This window comes from Nesterenkonia salmonea (genome assembly GCF_005771525.1).
GTDB lineage: Bacteria > Actinomycetota > Actinomycetes > Actinomycetales > Micrococcaceae > Nesterenkonia > Nesterenkonia salmonea.
Genome location: NZ_VAVZ01000054.1, coordinates 1 through 13,524 on the forward strand (window position 1 = coordinate 1; position 13,524 = coordinate 13,524).

The following is a 13,524-nucleotide window of genomic DNA, read 5'->3' on the forward strand; positions in this document are numbered from 1 at the left end:
AGCATGGACCTCAGTACCGCCGGCGGAACAAGAATAGGACTCGAAGCGATAAGTCTCAGTCCCGCTCGACCCTGACATGTTCGCATCAGATGCGAATACGACAGCCGCAACGGCTCCCCCTCTATATCAGGCCGGAGATCGTCGTCATACCGGCGCTGTCCAGTTTCCAGCAGTCCGGCGTCACGGACTCCGATAAACGATACGGACCTGACGTGGTGGTTTCTCAAACGTTGACCGCGATTCGCGTTTCATGCGATTATTTCGCACATTATGGGAACGCATCGGTGGGAGCCTGACGGTGCTGTGCCGGAGACGCTGCGCACCGGCGCACGTGTGCTCAATGAGGCCGAAACGGTGTGGATCGCGATGCTGCAGGGCTGGGCCGCGCAGCAATCGGCCCGTAACCTCTCGGCCACCACGATCGAGACCCGGCGAGCCACGGTGGTGCGGTTCCGTCAGTTCGCCGATTGCTACCCCTGGCAGTGGACTGCGGGCACTGTCGATGAGTTCTTCCTGGAGCTTCGCGCGCTCAAGGGGGCGGCCCGCTCGACGGTGTTGGGCTATCAGAACGCGTTGCGAATGTTCTTGGAGTACCTGACCGATCCCGCCTACGGGTGGGGTGAGCTGTGTTGGGATCGTTTTAGTGATCACCCAGCGCAGGGCTTTCACGAGTGGAACACTGCTCGCCACGCACAGGACGCGGTGGGCTCTCCTGGTAAGCGCCCCTATACCCGTGACGAGCTCGAGGACCTCTTCGACTGCGCCGACGAGCGGGTGCTGAGGATCCGGAGGGCCGGGTCCAAGGGCTGGATTCCTGCGTTTCGGACCGCGACGATCATGAAAGTTGCCTATGCCTGGGGGCTGCGCCGAAACGAGGTCCGAAACTTGGATCTGGTTGATTTCGCTGCCAACCCACAGGCGCCACAGTTCGGTGAGGCTGGGATCGTCTACATCCGCCACGGCAAGGCGATGCGCGGGTCACCGCCGAAGCGTCGCAGCGTGTTGACGGTGCCGGAGTTCGGCTGGGCGGTCGACTGTGTGCAGCAGTGGATTGATGAAGTGCGACCGCTCTACGCCCCGCCAGGCTCGACTCAGCTGTGGCCCAGTGAACGTGGCACCGCGGTGATCGCTGCGGATTCACTCAGCCGAGGGTTCAACGAGGTCAAGCGCGCAGCCGGGCTCGAGGAGGCCCTGGACTTTCACTCACTGCGCCGGTCCTACGTGACTCATATGGTCGAACTCGGCTATGACGCGTTCTTCATCCAACAACAGGTCGGCCACGCCCACGCCTCGACCACCTCTATCTATACCGGCCACTCCCCCGACTACCGCGCCCGGGTGGTCAATGACGCGATCGAGCGCACGATCCAGGCTGCCCTGAACCGCAAGGACACCGAGAACTGATGAGGAGTCCTCAACGATGAAACGGCACGTGGAATACACCTGGCGGCTGCGGGAACTGATGGCCGCGCGCGGGATGTACAACATCTCGGACATCATCCCCCATCTGGAGGACCGCGGCGTGAGTCTCTCCTCGTCCCAGATCTACCGGCTTATCGGTGACACCCCGGAGCGGATGAACCTGGCCTTACTCGGTGCGTTACTTGATGCCCTGGACTGCACCTTCGAGCAGCTCTGCCCCATGACCGTCGTTGCAGTGCCGACACGTGATCGCCTGAGTGGCACCGAGGCCGGTGCGGTGAATAAGGGCGCGATTCGCCCGACACGAGCTCGGATCCACCGACCCGAATGAGCTGAATATCATGAGCCGACCAGTGTCCTGCGGCGCGTGCGCCCGCTGTGACCGCACCGGAGTCAAGTTCGCCACCATGTGGCCCGAGGGACGCATCTGCCGCCGCTGTTATCAGCAGGCTACTCGCCTGCGCGGCATCTGCCCCGGCTGCGCCGAGCACAGACTCTTGCCCGGCCTGCTCGACGGCGCCCCAGCCTGCACCGACTGCACCGGCATCGCCCACGATTTCCACTGCCCCCGATGTGGCCGCGAGGACGAAGCGGTGCGCGACGGGATCTGCGCACACTGCTGCCTGAGCGAAGAGCTCACTGATCTCCTCGATGATGGCACCGGAGCCATTGCAGCACCGCTGCAACCGCTCTTTGATGCTCTGATCGGACAGAAACATGCCCGCAGCGCTCGGACATGGCTGGCCGTGAATCGCCACGCCGCCCAGCTGCTGCGTGAGATCGCTCAGGGACGTAAGCGGCTGGCGCACGAAACCTTCCAGAGCCACCCCTACCCCGCGAAGGTCGCCTTTCTGCGGGCGCTGTGCATCGAATATCAGCTGTTGGAGCCGGTGAACCTGGACATCGAACGCTTCCAGTCCTGGATCGAGGCCAAGACCGGCGCCCTGGCCGCCCAGGATGCGCGATTGATCAACCAATATGCCCGCTGGGTCCACCTTCATCGGATACGTCATCTTGAGAACACCGGGACGCTCAAGACAGGCACCTTCCTGGCCGCGAAACAGTCCACCACCATGGCCATCGGCTTCCTTCAACACCTCAGGACCCGCGGGCGCAGTCCGCAGGAGTGCACCCAGCACGACGTAGATGATTGGTTGGCTGGCGGGCCCACGACCCGCAGCCTCGCCCGAGGCTTTATCCGCTGGGCCGCCCAGCACGGGCACCTGCCGGCGGTGGACTTCCCCTACCGCACCGCCCACTCATCACCTGTCATCAGTCAGGCTCAGCGCCTGGGGCACATCGAAACTCTCACCGACCCATTGACAGAGAACCTGGGCGCGGCCCGAATCGCGGCACTGTTCCTGTTGCTCTACGGCCAACCGCTGACCCGCATCTCGTGCATGGATCTAGAGCAGATCCACGACGACGAAGGGCGATTGACCGTGTCCTTCACTGATGATCGGATCGTGATCCCATCACCCTTCGATACCGTCGTGCGCGCGCATCTGACCGCGTTGCCGAATATGAACACTGCCGCGCATCGGCAGAACAGCTGGCTCTTTCCCGGCGCTCGGCCGGGGCAGCATCTGCACCAAGGCACGATCATGAATCGTCTGCGTGACCGCGGGATTGACCTACGAGGGGCTCGCAACGCTTCACTGCGGGCACTGGTCTTAGAAATGCCTGCACCGGTGGTGGCCGACGCGTTCAACTACAGCCACTCCGTGACCAACCGTCACCGCCGCGACGCCGGGGCGCTCTTTACGGACTACATCAAGAACCGCAGTGCTGATTCCTGAGAAATAACACGTCCCGATGGGGCGGTAACTCCCCTACTCATGACGCGATCCAGGGGAATACGCAGGTGCTGAATATGCCAGGCCAGCGCTTGAAGTGATCCGATTGCAGGATCTGCAGAATAGGACTCCATGATGTGTTCTCCCCGATCCTCCTCATGATGATGTTGGGTTCCTTGCCATTGCAAAGATCTGAGTCCCTCAGGCCCTGCGTCGGACTGTTCTCCGGGGACTTATGAGGTGACGATCGGGAACGGTCGAATCGTCCCAGATCTGCGCGGATTCCCCCGGTTTCCTTGACCTGATTCGCAGTGTATGCATGCTGAGTGCAATACCTGCAGATGCATCGGAGATGTGATGGATTCCTTGGATGACCGGGTCATCAAGCTTCCGGTGCGTCAGGAAGCACTCTCCGTCGACGCCGTGTTCGAGGACATGCTCACCGGATGGAGACAGCAACAGTTGGCCGGGAACTTCACCTCCGCCACGATCCGTGGACGCAAGCAAATCGTTAGCGCAGAATATGCCATCCGGCATCTCGACGGCGGGCCTCTCCAGCAACGCCGAACCGAGCTCCCGCCCGGCAGTGACCGTAAGCCCGAAGGGCGCCAGAACATCCAATGAGGCCGGCGCTGACCGTGGAGCCGAGTGTGTTGGTTATCAGGCCCACGCTCCCCAGGGCAACGAGGACAACGCGGCGACCCTGAATAACCTGGTCTCCTCAGTGGGGTTCACTGGCGGGATCGGCACTGTCGGGGTGTTCGTTCCCGAGGACCCAGGTGGCCCGGATGAGCTGTCCCAGCAGGGCAAGGCCCGCTTCGATTTCGGCAACTTCTGGTTCAAGAGCCAGCAGATGGGCTGCGGGCAGACCCCGGTCAAGCGCTTCCGCGCCCAGGCGCCTGCTCGAGGCTCTCCGTCTCCCATGGCTGATTAACCGGCGGATTCCAACAATCTCGGCAACCTACAACACCCAGGTGTCCGTAGCGGATACTGGCCACCACAGTCATAAACCGGGGAACTCTTCGAGCTGCGCCCACTGACGATAGACGACGTCCAAGGGGGCTTCTACAACAACAGAGTCTGTCACCGTGGTAGTCATAGTCTCTCCTCCTTCGATGAGCGTGGAGCCACCGCAGCGGTACCTACAGACGGTGTCAACGACGGCCGAAAACTGAACACTCAGGGGTGTCGGCTCTACCTTCGGTCCCCCACCTCGGTCGCAGAGACGACCAATGCGTAGAACCGCCAGGCCCAGGACAGACGCGGCGTCGACAGTCCCTGTTCCGGCTATTCCGGCAGGTCAGCACCAGAGGCGCCGAGAAGGTCGAGCCCGTTGTCGTGGAGCACCGCACGCAGCCAGTCCTCTCCCAAACCGAGGTTGATCAACGCGTCCAGCGCATGGGCGTAGCGGTAAGGGATGTTGGGGAAATCGGTGCCAAGCACAATCCGGTCCTTCAAGTCCTTGAGCTGCCCGAGCCGCTCACGAGGGAACGGATGCAGACCCTCGATGAAGTCGGTGAACACCATAGTGGTATCCAAGTGCACACCGTCGAAGCGTTCCGCCAGGTCTAAGAAATCCGTGTATTCGGGCATCCCCAGGTGAGCGATAACCAGGCACAGGCCCGGAAATCTACGCAGTATCCGCTCAATAGGGACAGCCCCGGTGAACTCTCCGGGGCTCGGCCCAGATCCACAATGGATCACCACCGGTGTGCCCGAAGCAGCCAACATCTCCCAGACCGGATCCAGCAAAGCATCCCCCGGATCGAAGGCCCCGACCTGAACGTGGACCTTGAAGACCCGCACACCCCGGTCGAGGGCGTGCGCCACATAATCTGCAACCGTCGGCTCTGGGTAGAACGTCGCGCTCAGCGCAGCCTCAGGCATTTGAGCGGCGAACCGATAAGAATAGTCGTTGAGCCAGGCGGACATGCCCGGACGGTGCGCGTAGTTCAGGGTAGTGAAGGCGCGCACTCCGAAGGCCCGCAGGATCTCGATCCGCTCGGTCTCCGGGAGACGGTAGGTGATCGGCCAGTCCTGACCGAGCGTCGGACTCACAGCATCGAAGTATGACCAGACTTTTCGCAACACCGGCGCTGGCATGAAGTGGGTATGGATATCGACCAGGCCCGGCAGCTCCAGCGCCTCCCAGCGGGACCGGACCTCTTGAGCTTCGGCGCTGAGCAGCTCGGCAGTGTTGCTGCGAAGCTCTTCATTGAAATTCATGAGTAGTCAGGGGGTCTAGCATCCTCGCTGACCTGCCCCCTATCCCCTTTCGGTCTGTACAGCAGCTCTTCGAACAGGCCAGACTTCCAGAGCGGGTCGCCGGGAGCGCAGCTGCGAAGATCCCGGAACGTCCCCCATCGAGGCACCTCTGACTCAGCGACTTCCTCGCCCCCCTGATCAGCGAACACGTCCCACCGGTGAGTGCCACCACGCCCGAAGCGCCAGGTGCACATCCAACGATCGCGGGGCACGGTCCCATCCGGTCGGCTTTCAATTTCTCAGCGTTTTGGAGCTTCCGGATGATCTGTTCCGGGGTATGGCGTCGTCTCTTGCTAGTCATGGTCACACCAGTCTTCCTGCCCAGAGGCCCAGGCGCTAGTGCAACTCTCATCACTCGTGGACCGAAATCAGGGGGTCATGCCAGTGCCCGGTCTCACGGGTGTGTTAGGGTCGGTGTTATCCACACGGGAGCCCTATTGCAGGGGCTGAGATCGGGCTGAGGCAGCCTGCGACCGTTGAACCTGTCCGGGTAATGCCGGCGAAGGAAGAGGAATCCCAATATGAGCACATCTGCTCAGCACGCCCTGGTGCACATCCACAGCCAAGAGCACGACCTCCACGTTCCGGTCACGGAGATCTCACTGGAGGACAGTCCCGGCAGCGCCCCCAACCCCCCACTGAGGATCTACCGTACGGCTGGGCCCGGTAGCGACCCCGTCGTCGGCCTGCCGCCGCTGCGGGAAGCCTGGATCGCCGACCGTGGTGACATCGAGACCTACCCGGGCCGGGAGCGGAACCTCCTCGACGACGGCCCCACCGCGATCCGGCGTGGTGCGGCATCCCGCGAGTGGAAAGGCACCAGGCCGAAGACGCTGCGTGCCGCTGCGGATCGAACCGTCACCCAGATGCACTACGCCCGAGCCGGTATCGTCACTGAGGAGATGCGGTTCGTAGCGCTGCGAGAGAACTGCGACGTCGAGCTGGTCCGCTCCGAACTGGCAGCAGGACGAGCGATCATCCCGGCCAATATCAACCATCCCGAGTCTGAACCGATGATCATCGGAAAAGCCTTCCTGGTGAAGATCAACGCCAATATCGGAAACTCCGCGGTGACCAGCTCCATCGCCGAAGAAGTCGACAAGATGCAGTGGGCCACCCGGTGGGGCGCGGACACCGTCATGGACCTCTCCACCGGTGACGACATCCACACCACCCGCGAGTGGATCATCCGCAACTCTCCGGTACCTATCGGGACCGTACCCATCTACCAAGCCCTGGAAAAGGTCAACGGCCAGGCCAGCGCCCTGACCTGGGAGATCTTTCGCGACACCGTGATCGAACAGTGCGAGCAGGGGGTGGACTACATGACCATCCATGCCGGGGTGTTGCTGCGCTACGTGCCCATGACAGCCGAGCGAGTCACCGGCATGGTCTCGCGCGGCGGATCCATCATGGCCGGCTGGTGCCTAGCCCACCACAAGGAAAACTTCCTCTACACCCACTTTGACGAGCTTTGCGAGATCTTCGCCCGCTACGATGTCGCCTTCTCCCTCGGCGATGGGTTGCGCCCAGGATCAATCGCCGACGCCAACGACGCTGCCCAGTTCGCCGAGCTGGACACCCTTGCCGAGCTCACCGCACGGGCCTGGGCCCACGACGTGCAGGTCATGGTCGAGGGCCCCGGCCATATTCCACTGCACCTGGTGCGGGAGAACGTCGAACGGCAGCAGGAATTGTGCCACGGAGCCCCGTTCTACACCCTAGGGCCCCTGGTGACCGACATCGCCCCCGGTTATGACCACATCACTTCCGCGATCGGAGCCACCGAGATCGCGCGCTACGGCACAGCCATGCTCTGCTACGTCACCCCGAAGGAGCACCTGGGGTTGCCGAACAAAGACGACGTGAAGACCGGGGTCATCACCTACAAGATCGCCGCCCACGCCGCCGACCTGGCCAAGGGTCACCCCGGCGCGGCGGAGCGGGATGACGCGCTGTCGAAGGCAAGGTTCGAGTTCCGCTGGCGTGATCAGTTCGCCCTGTCCCTGGACCCGGACACCGCCGAAGCCTTCCACGACGAGACCCTGCCGGCCGAAGCGGCCAAGACCGCCCACTTTTGTTCGATGTGTGGTCCGAAATTCTGTTCGATGCGTATCTCTCAGGACATCCGTGACCAGTTCGGTGGCATGTCCGAACAGGAAGCTATCGCTGGGATGGAGCAGAAGTCTGCTCAGTTCCGGGCTTCCGGGTCCAAGGTCTATCTGGATGATCCCACGGTCTCGAACACCTGAGAGCCCCTCCAAAAGCACCAGCCAGTTGACACCTGCGTAGGTGTTGCGCCCTGGGGCCAGAATGAGCCCAGGGGCAGAACCCCTAGCACGGTCTCTAGGTTGCCCATCTCATCGGGCGCGAGCCCGCCGAGGAACACTATTTCCGAGCGGTTCACGAACCTCCACGCCACATCAGTCTGAAGCGTCCACGCTCGTCGTCGAGTCCTTCTTCGCCGCTTCTTTTAAAGCGGAGGCGAGTGCTTTCCAGCTGTTATAGGTGTCTCTACTCATCGCTTATGCTCGCCTCCTCGTAGAGCCTCTTTTGTAGCTGTTCACCGAATTTCGCTCGATTACGTCTGGCCAGCGGTTGCAGATATGACGAGAGCGCGGGCACTGAAGCTATGAGTCCCTTGCCATGAGCTTCAGAGATCAGGTCACCGACGAGTGAGAGGTCCTGGTTGAGCTCTACCAGATCTGCGATCATGCGCTCCACGGTCATGGCGGCCATTCCGTCGACGTGCGTTATTTCCGACCGGGTGAGTTGTCGCACGCGGAGTCGTAGGTTCTTCATCCTCGAGCCTCGCCGGCGTGGTACCACGAAGTCATACAGGTCTAGGTAAAAATCACCCACGCCGTGAAGCTCCACGGCAGTCGTGCCTGCCGCAATGACACGGGGGGCGCCATCCTCAGTCTTGAGATGTCCTCCCAGCGCGAGCCACGTCGCACGCAGCATGTCGTGGTCTCCAGTAGGAGCCCCGACTATCCGGTACACACCTTGTGCCATCCGTTCCAGAGCGCCGGCCGAGACCAGCCGCGACAATTGTGTAGGACTGACCCCGACTCCAGAGGCTTGAGCGGCGGTGAACATGCCCCACCGGTCCTCGGCCAGAACTCCAATGGCAGCTGGCCAAGAATGATCTCAGTACGCATACGTTGCCAAGCCAGAAACCGCACGACTCCGAGACCCCGCCGAAGGCTCTATCGAAGCGCCGAGGGCACTAGAGGCACGCTGACGGTGGCGAGTCCATGGTTCTGGTCGGCACTCCCCTACTCGGGCCTCAACTCGCGCATTACCGGTGCCGAGACATCCCCTGCGGGAAGATCGATGCCGACGTTCGCCTTAAAGGAGTTCGACTCGCGGGGACCTTCGGAGTGAGCTTAGATCCAGCGCGGGACGCTTTACGGGAACTTGAGCGAGACGGATTGGTCGCCGACCGTGATCGCACTCGCCGGCCCGATTCACGGCGAGTCGAGCAGCTCGATTCCGTAGTCGGCGACGACGACCCGCACCTCGGCGAGGTAGCGCTGCGCCTGCGCCGTGAGCGGGATCCCGGAGTGGCTGATCCAGCCGATCTCGATGCTCTCGTCCACGTCGAGTGGGATGGCGACGATCCCGGGATCGAGGTCGTCACTGATGATGCCGGTCGAGATCGTGTAGCCGTTGAGTCCGATCATGAGATTGAAGATGGTCGCGCGGTCGGCGACCCGGATTTCCCGCTTGCTCGACAGGGTCGAGAGGATCTCTTCGGCGAAGTAGAACGAATTGTTCGCGCCCTGGTCAAAGGTGAGCCGTGGGAGGTCGGCCAGATCATCGAGAGTGACGCGATCTCGGGAGGCCAAGGAATTCTGTCTGGAGATGAAGATGTGCGGCACTGCGGCAAAGAGCGGGTGGAACACCAGCCCGGAATCTCGCAGGAGTTTGTCGATGACCTTCCGGTTGAAGTCATTCCGGTACAGGATGCCCACCTCACTGCGGAGCGCCCGGACGTCCTCGATGATGTCCCAGGTCCGGGTCTCACGAAGCGAGAACTCGTACTGCGCTGCGTCAACGGAGTCCACCATCCGGATGAACGCCTCGACCACGAATGAGTAGTGCTGAGCCGAGACTCCGAGCAGCCGACGGGACGGTGGTTGACCGAGGTAGCGCTGCTCCAGCAGCGACATCTGCTCGACGACCTGCCTGGTATAGCCGAGAAACTCTACCCCCTCCTCGGTCAACGTCACCCCCCGGGCCGATCGAGTGAGGAGGGTGCGCCCCACCCGGGATTCCAGGTCTTTCATTGCGGCAGACATGGTCGGCTGGGCGACGTAGAAAAGGTCGGCGGCGCCGGTGATCGACCCCTCCGCTGCGACCTCGATGAAGTAATGCAGTTGCTGCAGTGTGATGCCTCTGGATTCTCGTGCCATAGCTGAAGACTATAGAAGACCATAGGCAACGTCAGTTACCCGATGACTGAACTGATACTGCAGGATAGTGCAGAGTCCTTCCGCAAGGCCGAGCCCGGCCGATCAAGACCTGAATTGGACATACATGTCGAACGAATTCACGTTCAGCATCACCACCACCCGCTTCGACGAGGACTACTCGCCGTCCGAGGATTCTCGGACCACGACGAACTTTGCCAACCTGGCCCGGGGCGAGCACCGCCAGCAGAACCTTCGCCGAACCCTGGCGATGATCAACGACCGGTTCAACGATCTCGCACGCCGGGACAACCCGGGCCGGGACCGCTATTCCGTCGAGCTCGTGATCGTCTCCGCGGAGCTGCAGTTCAGCTCGGACGGCGCGGATCACCGGTTCCCCCTGATCGAGGTGCTGGATATTCAGATCGTCGATCGGCTCACCGGTGCACGATTCCCGGGGATCGTCGGGAACAACTTCTCGTCCTACGTCCGCGACTTCGACTTCAGTGTTCGACTTCCGGCAGTCAACGAGGGCAGCTCTGAGTTCACCGTGCCGGGAGACTTCGGTGACCTGCACGGCAAACTGTTCCAGCATTTCCTCGACTCAGAGGCCTACAGGGAGCGCTTCGCGGTGGATCCCGTGATCTGCATCAGCGTGTCCACGAGCCGGACCTATCGCAGGACCGGGAAACACCATCCGACCCTCGGTGTCGAGTACCAGCAGGACGACTACTCGTTGACCGATGAGTACTTCCGGAAGATGGGTCTCCAGGTCAGGTACTTCCTGCCGCCCGGCGGTGTCGCCCCGCTCGCGTTCTACTTCCGCGGCGATCTGCTCAGCGACTACACCGACCTGCAGCTCATCGGCACGATCAGCGTGATGGAGACCTTCCAGAGGATCTATCGGCCGGAGATCTACAACGCGAACTCCCCCGCCGCTGAAATCTACCGACCGACCCTGGATCAGCAGGACTACTCGCCTACCGCTATCGTCTACGACCGCGTTGAACGCGGTCAGCTAGCAAAGAAGCAGGGCGAGTACACGGAAGACCACTTTGTGAAGCCCCACGGTGAGCTGCTCGAGCAGTGGGCCGAGCGTTTCCCCGTTCGCGTTGGATGACCACCGGAGGAAAGTCGACCATGACCCAGATCTTGCCCACGTCCACCGTCGGCAGCCTGCCCAAGCCCTCGTGGCTCGCCCGGCCTGAAACCCTCTGGGCGCCCTGGAAGCTGCAGGGCGATGAGTTGGTCGAAGGCAAGCAGGATGCACTGCGCATCACCGCCAAGGAACAGAGCGATCGCGGAATCGACATCATCAGCGACGGAGAGCAGACCCGTCAGCACTTCGTGACGACGTTCATCGAGCATCTCGACGGGGTCGACTTCGATCAGCGCGAGACGGTTCGGATCCGCAATCGCTACGACGCGAGTGTGCCCACCGTCCTCGGCGCAGTGAGCCGCTCCAAGCCGGTCTTCGTCGACGACGCGAGACTCCTCCGGCAGCAGACCGATCAGCCGATCAAATGGGCACTGCCCGGCCCCATGACGATGATCGACACGCTCTACGACGGCCACTACAAGAGCCGGGAGAAGCTGGCGTGGGAGTTCGCGACGATCCTCAACCAGGAGGCACGAGACCTGGAGGCTGCGGGGGTCGACATCATCCAGTTCGACGAGCCCGCGTTCAACGTCTACTTCGATGAGATGAAGGACTGGGGCGTGGCGACGCTGGAAACGGCAACGGAGGGATTACGCGCGGAGACCGCAGTGCACATCTGCTACGGCTACGGGATCAAGGCGAACACCGACTGGAAGGCCACCCTCGGCTCGGAGTGGCGCCAGTATGAGGAGTCGTTCCCCCTCCTGCAGCAGTCCAGCATCGACATCATCTCGCTGGAATGCCACAACTCCCGTGTCCCGATCGACCTCGTCGAACTCGTCCGGGGCAAGAAGGTCATGCTCGGTGCCATCGACGTGGCGAACGAGAAGATCGAGACTCCTGAGGAAGTCGCCGCCACCATCCGGAACGCTCTCAGGTTCGTCGACACGGACAAGCTTCTGCCGAGCACGAACTGCGGCATGGCGCCCTTCTCCCGGGACATCGCACTGGCGAAGTTAAGCGCGCTCAGCGCGGGTGCGCGCATCGTTCGTGAGGAGCTATCGGCCGCGAAGCCCTGACCTATCGGGGCCGCATCTCACCGGTTAGCGGGAGCGTCGTGGGACCGTAGCTCCTCGATGACGCTCGTCCCGGTCTCCGGTCGCGAGACCATCTGTTCCGAGGCGCGCAGCACTTTCCACAGCTCATCCATCACCAGAAGATAGTGCTTCGGCGGAATGCCCCGGTCCGTGGTCACGATCTTCTCCGTGGCCACGGTGACGGTGCCGAGGTTCCAGCACAACGACTGCACCGCAGCCATGAGAACGGTGTCGTTCTCGTTGGCCCGGAGCGGCTAACTTTCAGGGTCGTTCGGAAGGAGGCTCTCCTGCCGGCCGGTCCCAGGACGCTGATACCCGGGCAATGACCATAGAACGGTATTCCTGTATTACGGTATTCCTGCCCTGCCGAGAAGACGTGAGTCCCCATGCCGGACTCACGTCCCCTGATGTCATCGGTATAACTACAGGATGGGCCTTGTCCCGGCGGGTGGTGACGGCCTCGTGGGCCCGGGCGCGAATCAGCAGCGCGGTACTGATCGATCCGATCGAGCCCACTTTTCTCCGGGCCTGTTCCTTCTCGGGCTCAGGGTATTCGTATATGCGCTCCGTAGTGGCAACACCTCAGCAAAGGAACAGGAAGGGACTGTCGTACCGACAGGTGACATCGACTCTGGTTGGCCAGAGGGACGTCGAACTAAAGCGGCTCTTCGCAGATGAGGGTGTAGTAAGCGTTGGCGTGGCGGTGCACAGATAGATGTCGAGGCCTTCCGAAGATGGAAGTTCCTACACTGCCCATCTGAAAGACCTCGACGTGGCCAAGCCTACTTTTGCCATCCCCGATATTGATAGTTTCTGCCTGGTCGACCAGCTCGGACTCACCATCACCGGCCAGCACCTCGAAGAACGCCGAGCGGTCCTGGAATGCCGAGTCCTCCACCACGACCCCTGGTGCCGAGACTGCGGCGCCGAAGGCGTCTCGATCGGCACCGTGGTGCGCCGGATGGCCCATGTGCCGCTGGGCTGGCGGCCCACCACCCTCTTGGTTCGGGTGCGCCGCTACCGGTGCGCGGACTGCGCCCGGGTCTGGCGCCAAGACACCAGCTGCGCCGCGGCACCCCGCGCGAAGCTCAGCCGCCACGCGGTGCTCTGGGCGCTGAAATCACTGGTGATCGACCGCATGTCGATCACCCGGATCGCCGCCGGCCTCGGGGCTGCCTGGCACACCGTCAACGCCGCGGTCCTCGCTGCTGGAGCGAAGCTGCTGATCAATGACCCAGCCCGCTTCCAGGGGGTCGAGATCTTGGGAGTTGATGAGCACTGTTGGCGCCACACCGGTGCCGGCACCCACTTCGTGACCGTGATCATCGACCTGACCCCGGTCCGCAACGGCACCGGGCCGGCGCGGCTGCTGGACATGGTCCCCGGCCGCTCTAAGGCCGTGTTCAAGACCTGGCTGGAGGCCCAAAGCA

The 13,524-nt window shown here is 62.3% G+C and carries 12 protein-coding genes, 1 pseudogene and 1 riboswitch; of the genes and pseudogenes, 9 read left to right on the forward strand and 4 right to left on the reverse strand.

All coding sequences use genetic code 11. From position 1 onward, the window contains the following. Window positions 1-270: 270 nt before the first annotated feature. The 5 genes from FEF26_RS14125 to FEF26_RS14145 all read left to right on the forward strand — a co-directional run bounded on the left by FEF26_RS14125 (window position 271) and on the right by FEF26_RS14145 (window position 4,152). Window positions 271-1,404: a tyrosine-type recombinase/integrase gene (locus FEF26_RS14125; protein WP_138254185.1), complete on the forward strand. Its 1,134-nt coding sequence runs from the start codon at window positions 271-273 to the stop codon at window positions 1,402-1,404. Window positions 1,405-1,420: 16 nt separating this feature from the next. Then, window positions 1,421-1,753, forward strand: coding sequence for a helix-turn-helix domain-containing protein (locus FEF26_RS14130; protein ID WP_138254186.1), 333 nt, complete (start codon window positions 1,421-1,423; stop codon window positions 1,751-1,753). Window positions 1,754-1,763: 10 nt separating this feature from the next. After that, window positions 1,764-3,221 (forward strand): site-specific integrase, encoded by a 1,458-nt coding sequence (locus tag FEF26_RS14135; protein WP_138254187.1) that lies wholly within the window; start codon window positions 1,764-1,766, stop codon window positions 3,219-3,221. Window positions 3,222-3,575: 354 nt separating this feature from the next. Next, window positions 3,576-3,842: a hypothetical protein gene (locus FEF26_RS14140; protein ID WP_138254188.1), complete on the forward strand. Its 267-nt coding sequence runs from the start codon at window positions 3,576-3,578 to the stop codon at window positions 3,840-3,842. Continuing rightward, the gene (locus tag FEF26_RS14145; protein WP_208012943.1) at window positions 3,805-4,152 is read left to right on the forward strand and encodes an MDR/zinc-dependent alcohol dehydrogenase-like family protein; all 348 of its coding nucleotides are present in this window, start codon (window positions 3,805-3,807) and stop codon (window positions 4,150-4,152) included. The genes FEF26_RS14140 and FEF26_RS14145 overlap by 38 nt, the downstream gene beginning before the upstream one ends. A gap of 353 nt (window positions 4,153-4,505) precedes the next feature. On the opposite strand, the gene FEF26_RS14150 is transcribed toward FEF26_RS14145, so the two are convergent. Further along, window positions 4,506-5,444: an amidohydrolase family protein gene (locus FEF26_RS14150; protein WP_138254189.1), complete on the reverse strand. Its 939-nt coding sequence runs from the start codon at window positions 5,442-5,444 to the stop codon at window positions 4,506-4,508. A 454-nt stretch (window positions 5,445-5,898) separates the two neighbouring features. Next, a riboswitch (TPP riboswitch) is annotated at window positions 5,899-6,008 on the forward strand. Between FEF26_RS14150 and thiC the strand changes: the two genes are divergently transcribed. Further along, entirely contained in the window at window positions 6,005-7,735 is a 1,731-nt protein-coding gene (thiC, locus tag FEF26_RS14155) for a phosphomethylpyrimidine synthase ThiC (RefSeq protein ID WP_138254190.1), read from the forward strand. Its footprint overlaps the riboswitch before it by 4 nt. 262 nt (window positions 7,736-7,997) lie before the next feature. Here thiC and FEF26_RS14165 read toward each other — a convergent pair whose 3' ends face one another. Together FEF26_RS14165 and FEF26_RS14175 are read right to left on the reverse strand one after the other, a co-directional pair. Further along, window positions 7,998-8,612, reverse strand: coding sequence for a type IV toxin-antitoxin system AbiEi family antitoxin domain-containing protein (locus tag FEF26_RS14165; RefSeq protein ID WP_341805155.1), 615 nt, complete (start codon window positions 8,610-8,612; stop codon window positions 7,998-8,000). A gap of 341 nt (window positions 8,613-8,953) precedes the next feature. Beyond that, a complete protein-coding gene (locus FEF26_RS14175) occupies window positions 8,954-9,901 on the reverse strand; it encodes a LysR family transcriptional regulator (protein WP_106124125.1) in 948 nt (315 codons plus the stop codon). Between the two features lie 124 nt (window positions 9,902-10,025). Between FEF26_RS14175 and FEF26_RS14180 the strand changes: the two genes are divergently transcribed. Both FEF26_RS14180 and FEF26_RS14185 read left to right on the forward strand, forming a co-directional pair. Next, complete coding sequence (locus FEF26_RS14180; protein ID WP_138254191.1) at window positions 10,026-11,018, forward strand: putative oxygenase MesX; 993 nt, start codon at window positions 10,026-10,028, stop codon at window positions 11,016-11,018. A gap of 20 nt (window positions 11,019-11,038) precedes the next feature. Next, window positions 11,039-12,076, forward strand: a complete 1,038-nt coding sequence (locus FEF26_RS14185; RefSeq protein WP_138254192.1) for a methionine synthase — start codon at window positions 11,039-11,041, stop codon at window positions 12,074-12,076. A gap of 17 nt (window positions 12,077-12,093) precedes the next feature. Here the strand turns inward: FEF26_RS14185 and FEF26_RS14190 are convergent, their stop codons facing one another. Next, window positions 12,094-12,315, reverse strand: coding sequence for a hypothetical protein (locus FEF26_RS14190; RefSeq protein WP_138254193.1), 222 nt, complete (start codon window positions 12,313-12,315; stop codon window positions 12,094-12,096). A 551-nt stretch (window positions 12,316-12,866) separates the two neighbouring features. On the opposite strand from FEF26_RS14190, the pseudogene FEF26_RS14195 reads away from it, so the two are divergent. Further along, a pseudogene (locus FEF26_RS14195) lies at window positions 12,867-13,524 on the forward strand (transposase family protein); the annotation flags it as partial.

Excerpts from the sequence above, each read along its gene's own strand:
- FEF26_RS14125 (WP_138254185.1), top strand. The coding sequence starts at position 271 with ATGGGAACGCATCGGTGGGAGCCTGACGGTGCTGTGCCGGAGACGCTG.
- FEF26_RS14130 (WP_138254186.1), top strand. The coding sequence starts at position 1,421 with ATGAAACGGCACGTGGAATACACCTGGCGGCTGCGGGAACTGATGGCC.
- FEF26_RS14135 (WP_138254187.1), top strand. The coding sequence starts at position 1,764 with ATGAGCCGACCAGTGTCCTGCGGCGCGTGCGCCCGCTGTGACCGCACC.
- FEF26_RS14140 (WP_138254188.1), top strand. The coding sequence starts at position 3,576 with ATGGATTCCTTGGATGACCGGGTCATCAAGCTTCCGGTGCGTCAGGAA.
- FEF26_RS14150 (WP_138254189.1), bottom strand. The coding sequence starts at position 5,444 with ATGAATTTCAATGAAGAGCTTCGCAGCAACACTGCCGAGCTGCTCAGC.
- thiC (WP_138254190.1), top strand. The coding sequence starts at position 6,005 with ATGAGCACATCTGCTCAGCACGCCCTGGTGCACATCCACAGCCAAGAG.
- FEF26_RS14175 (WP_106124125.1), bottom strand. The coding sequence starts at position 9,901 with ATGGCACGAGAATCCAGAGGCATCACACTGCAGCAACTGCATTACTTC.
- FEF26_RS14180 (WP_138254191.1), top strand. The coding sequence starts at position 10,026 with ATGTCGAACGAATTCACGTTCAGCATCACCACCACCCGCTTCGACGAG.
- FEF26_RS14185 (WP_138254192.1), top strand. The coding sequence starts at position 11,039 with ATGACCCAGATCTTGCCCACGTCCACCGTCGGCAGCCTGCCCAAGCCC.
- FEF26_RS14190 (WP_138254193.1), bottom strand. The coding sequence starts at position 12,315 with ATGGCTGCGGTGCAGTCGTTGTGCTGGAACCTCGGCACCGTCACCGTG.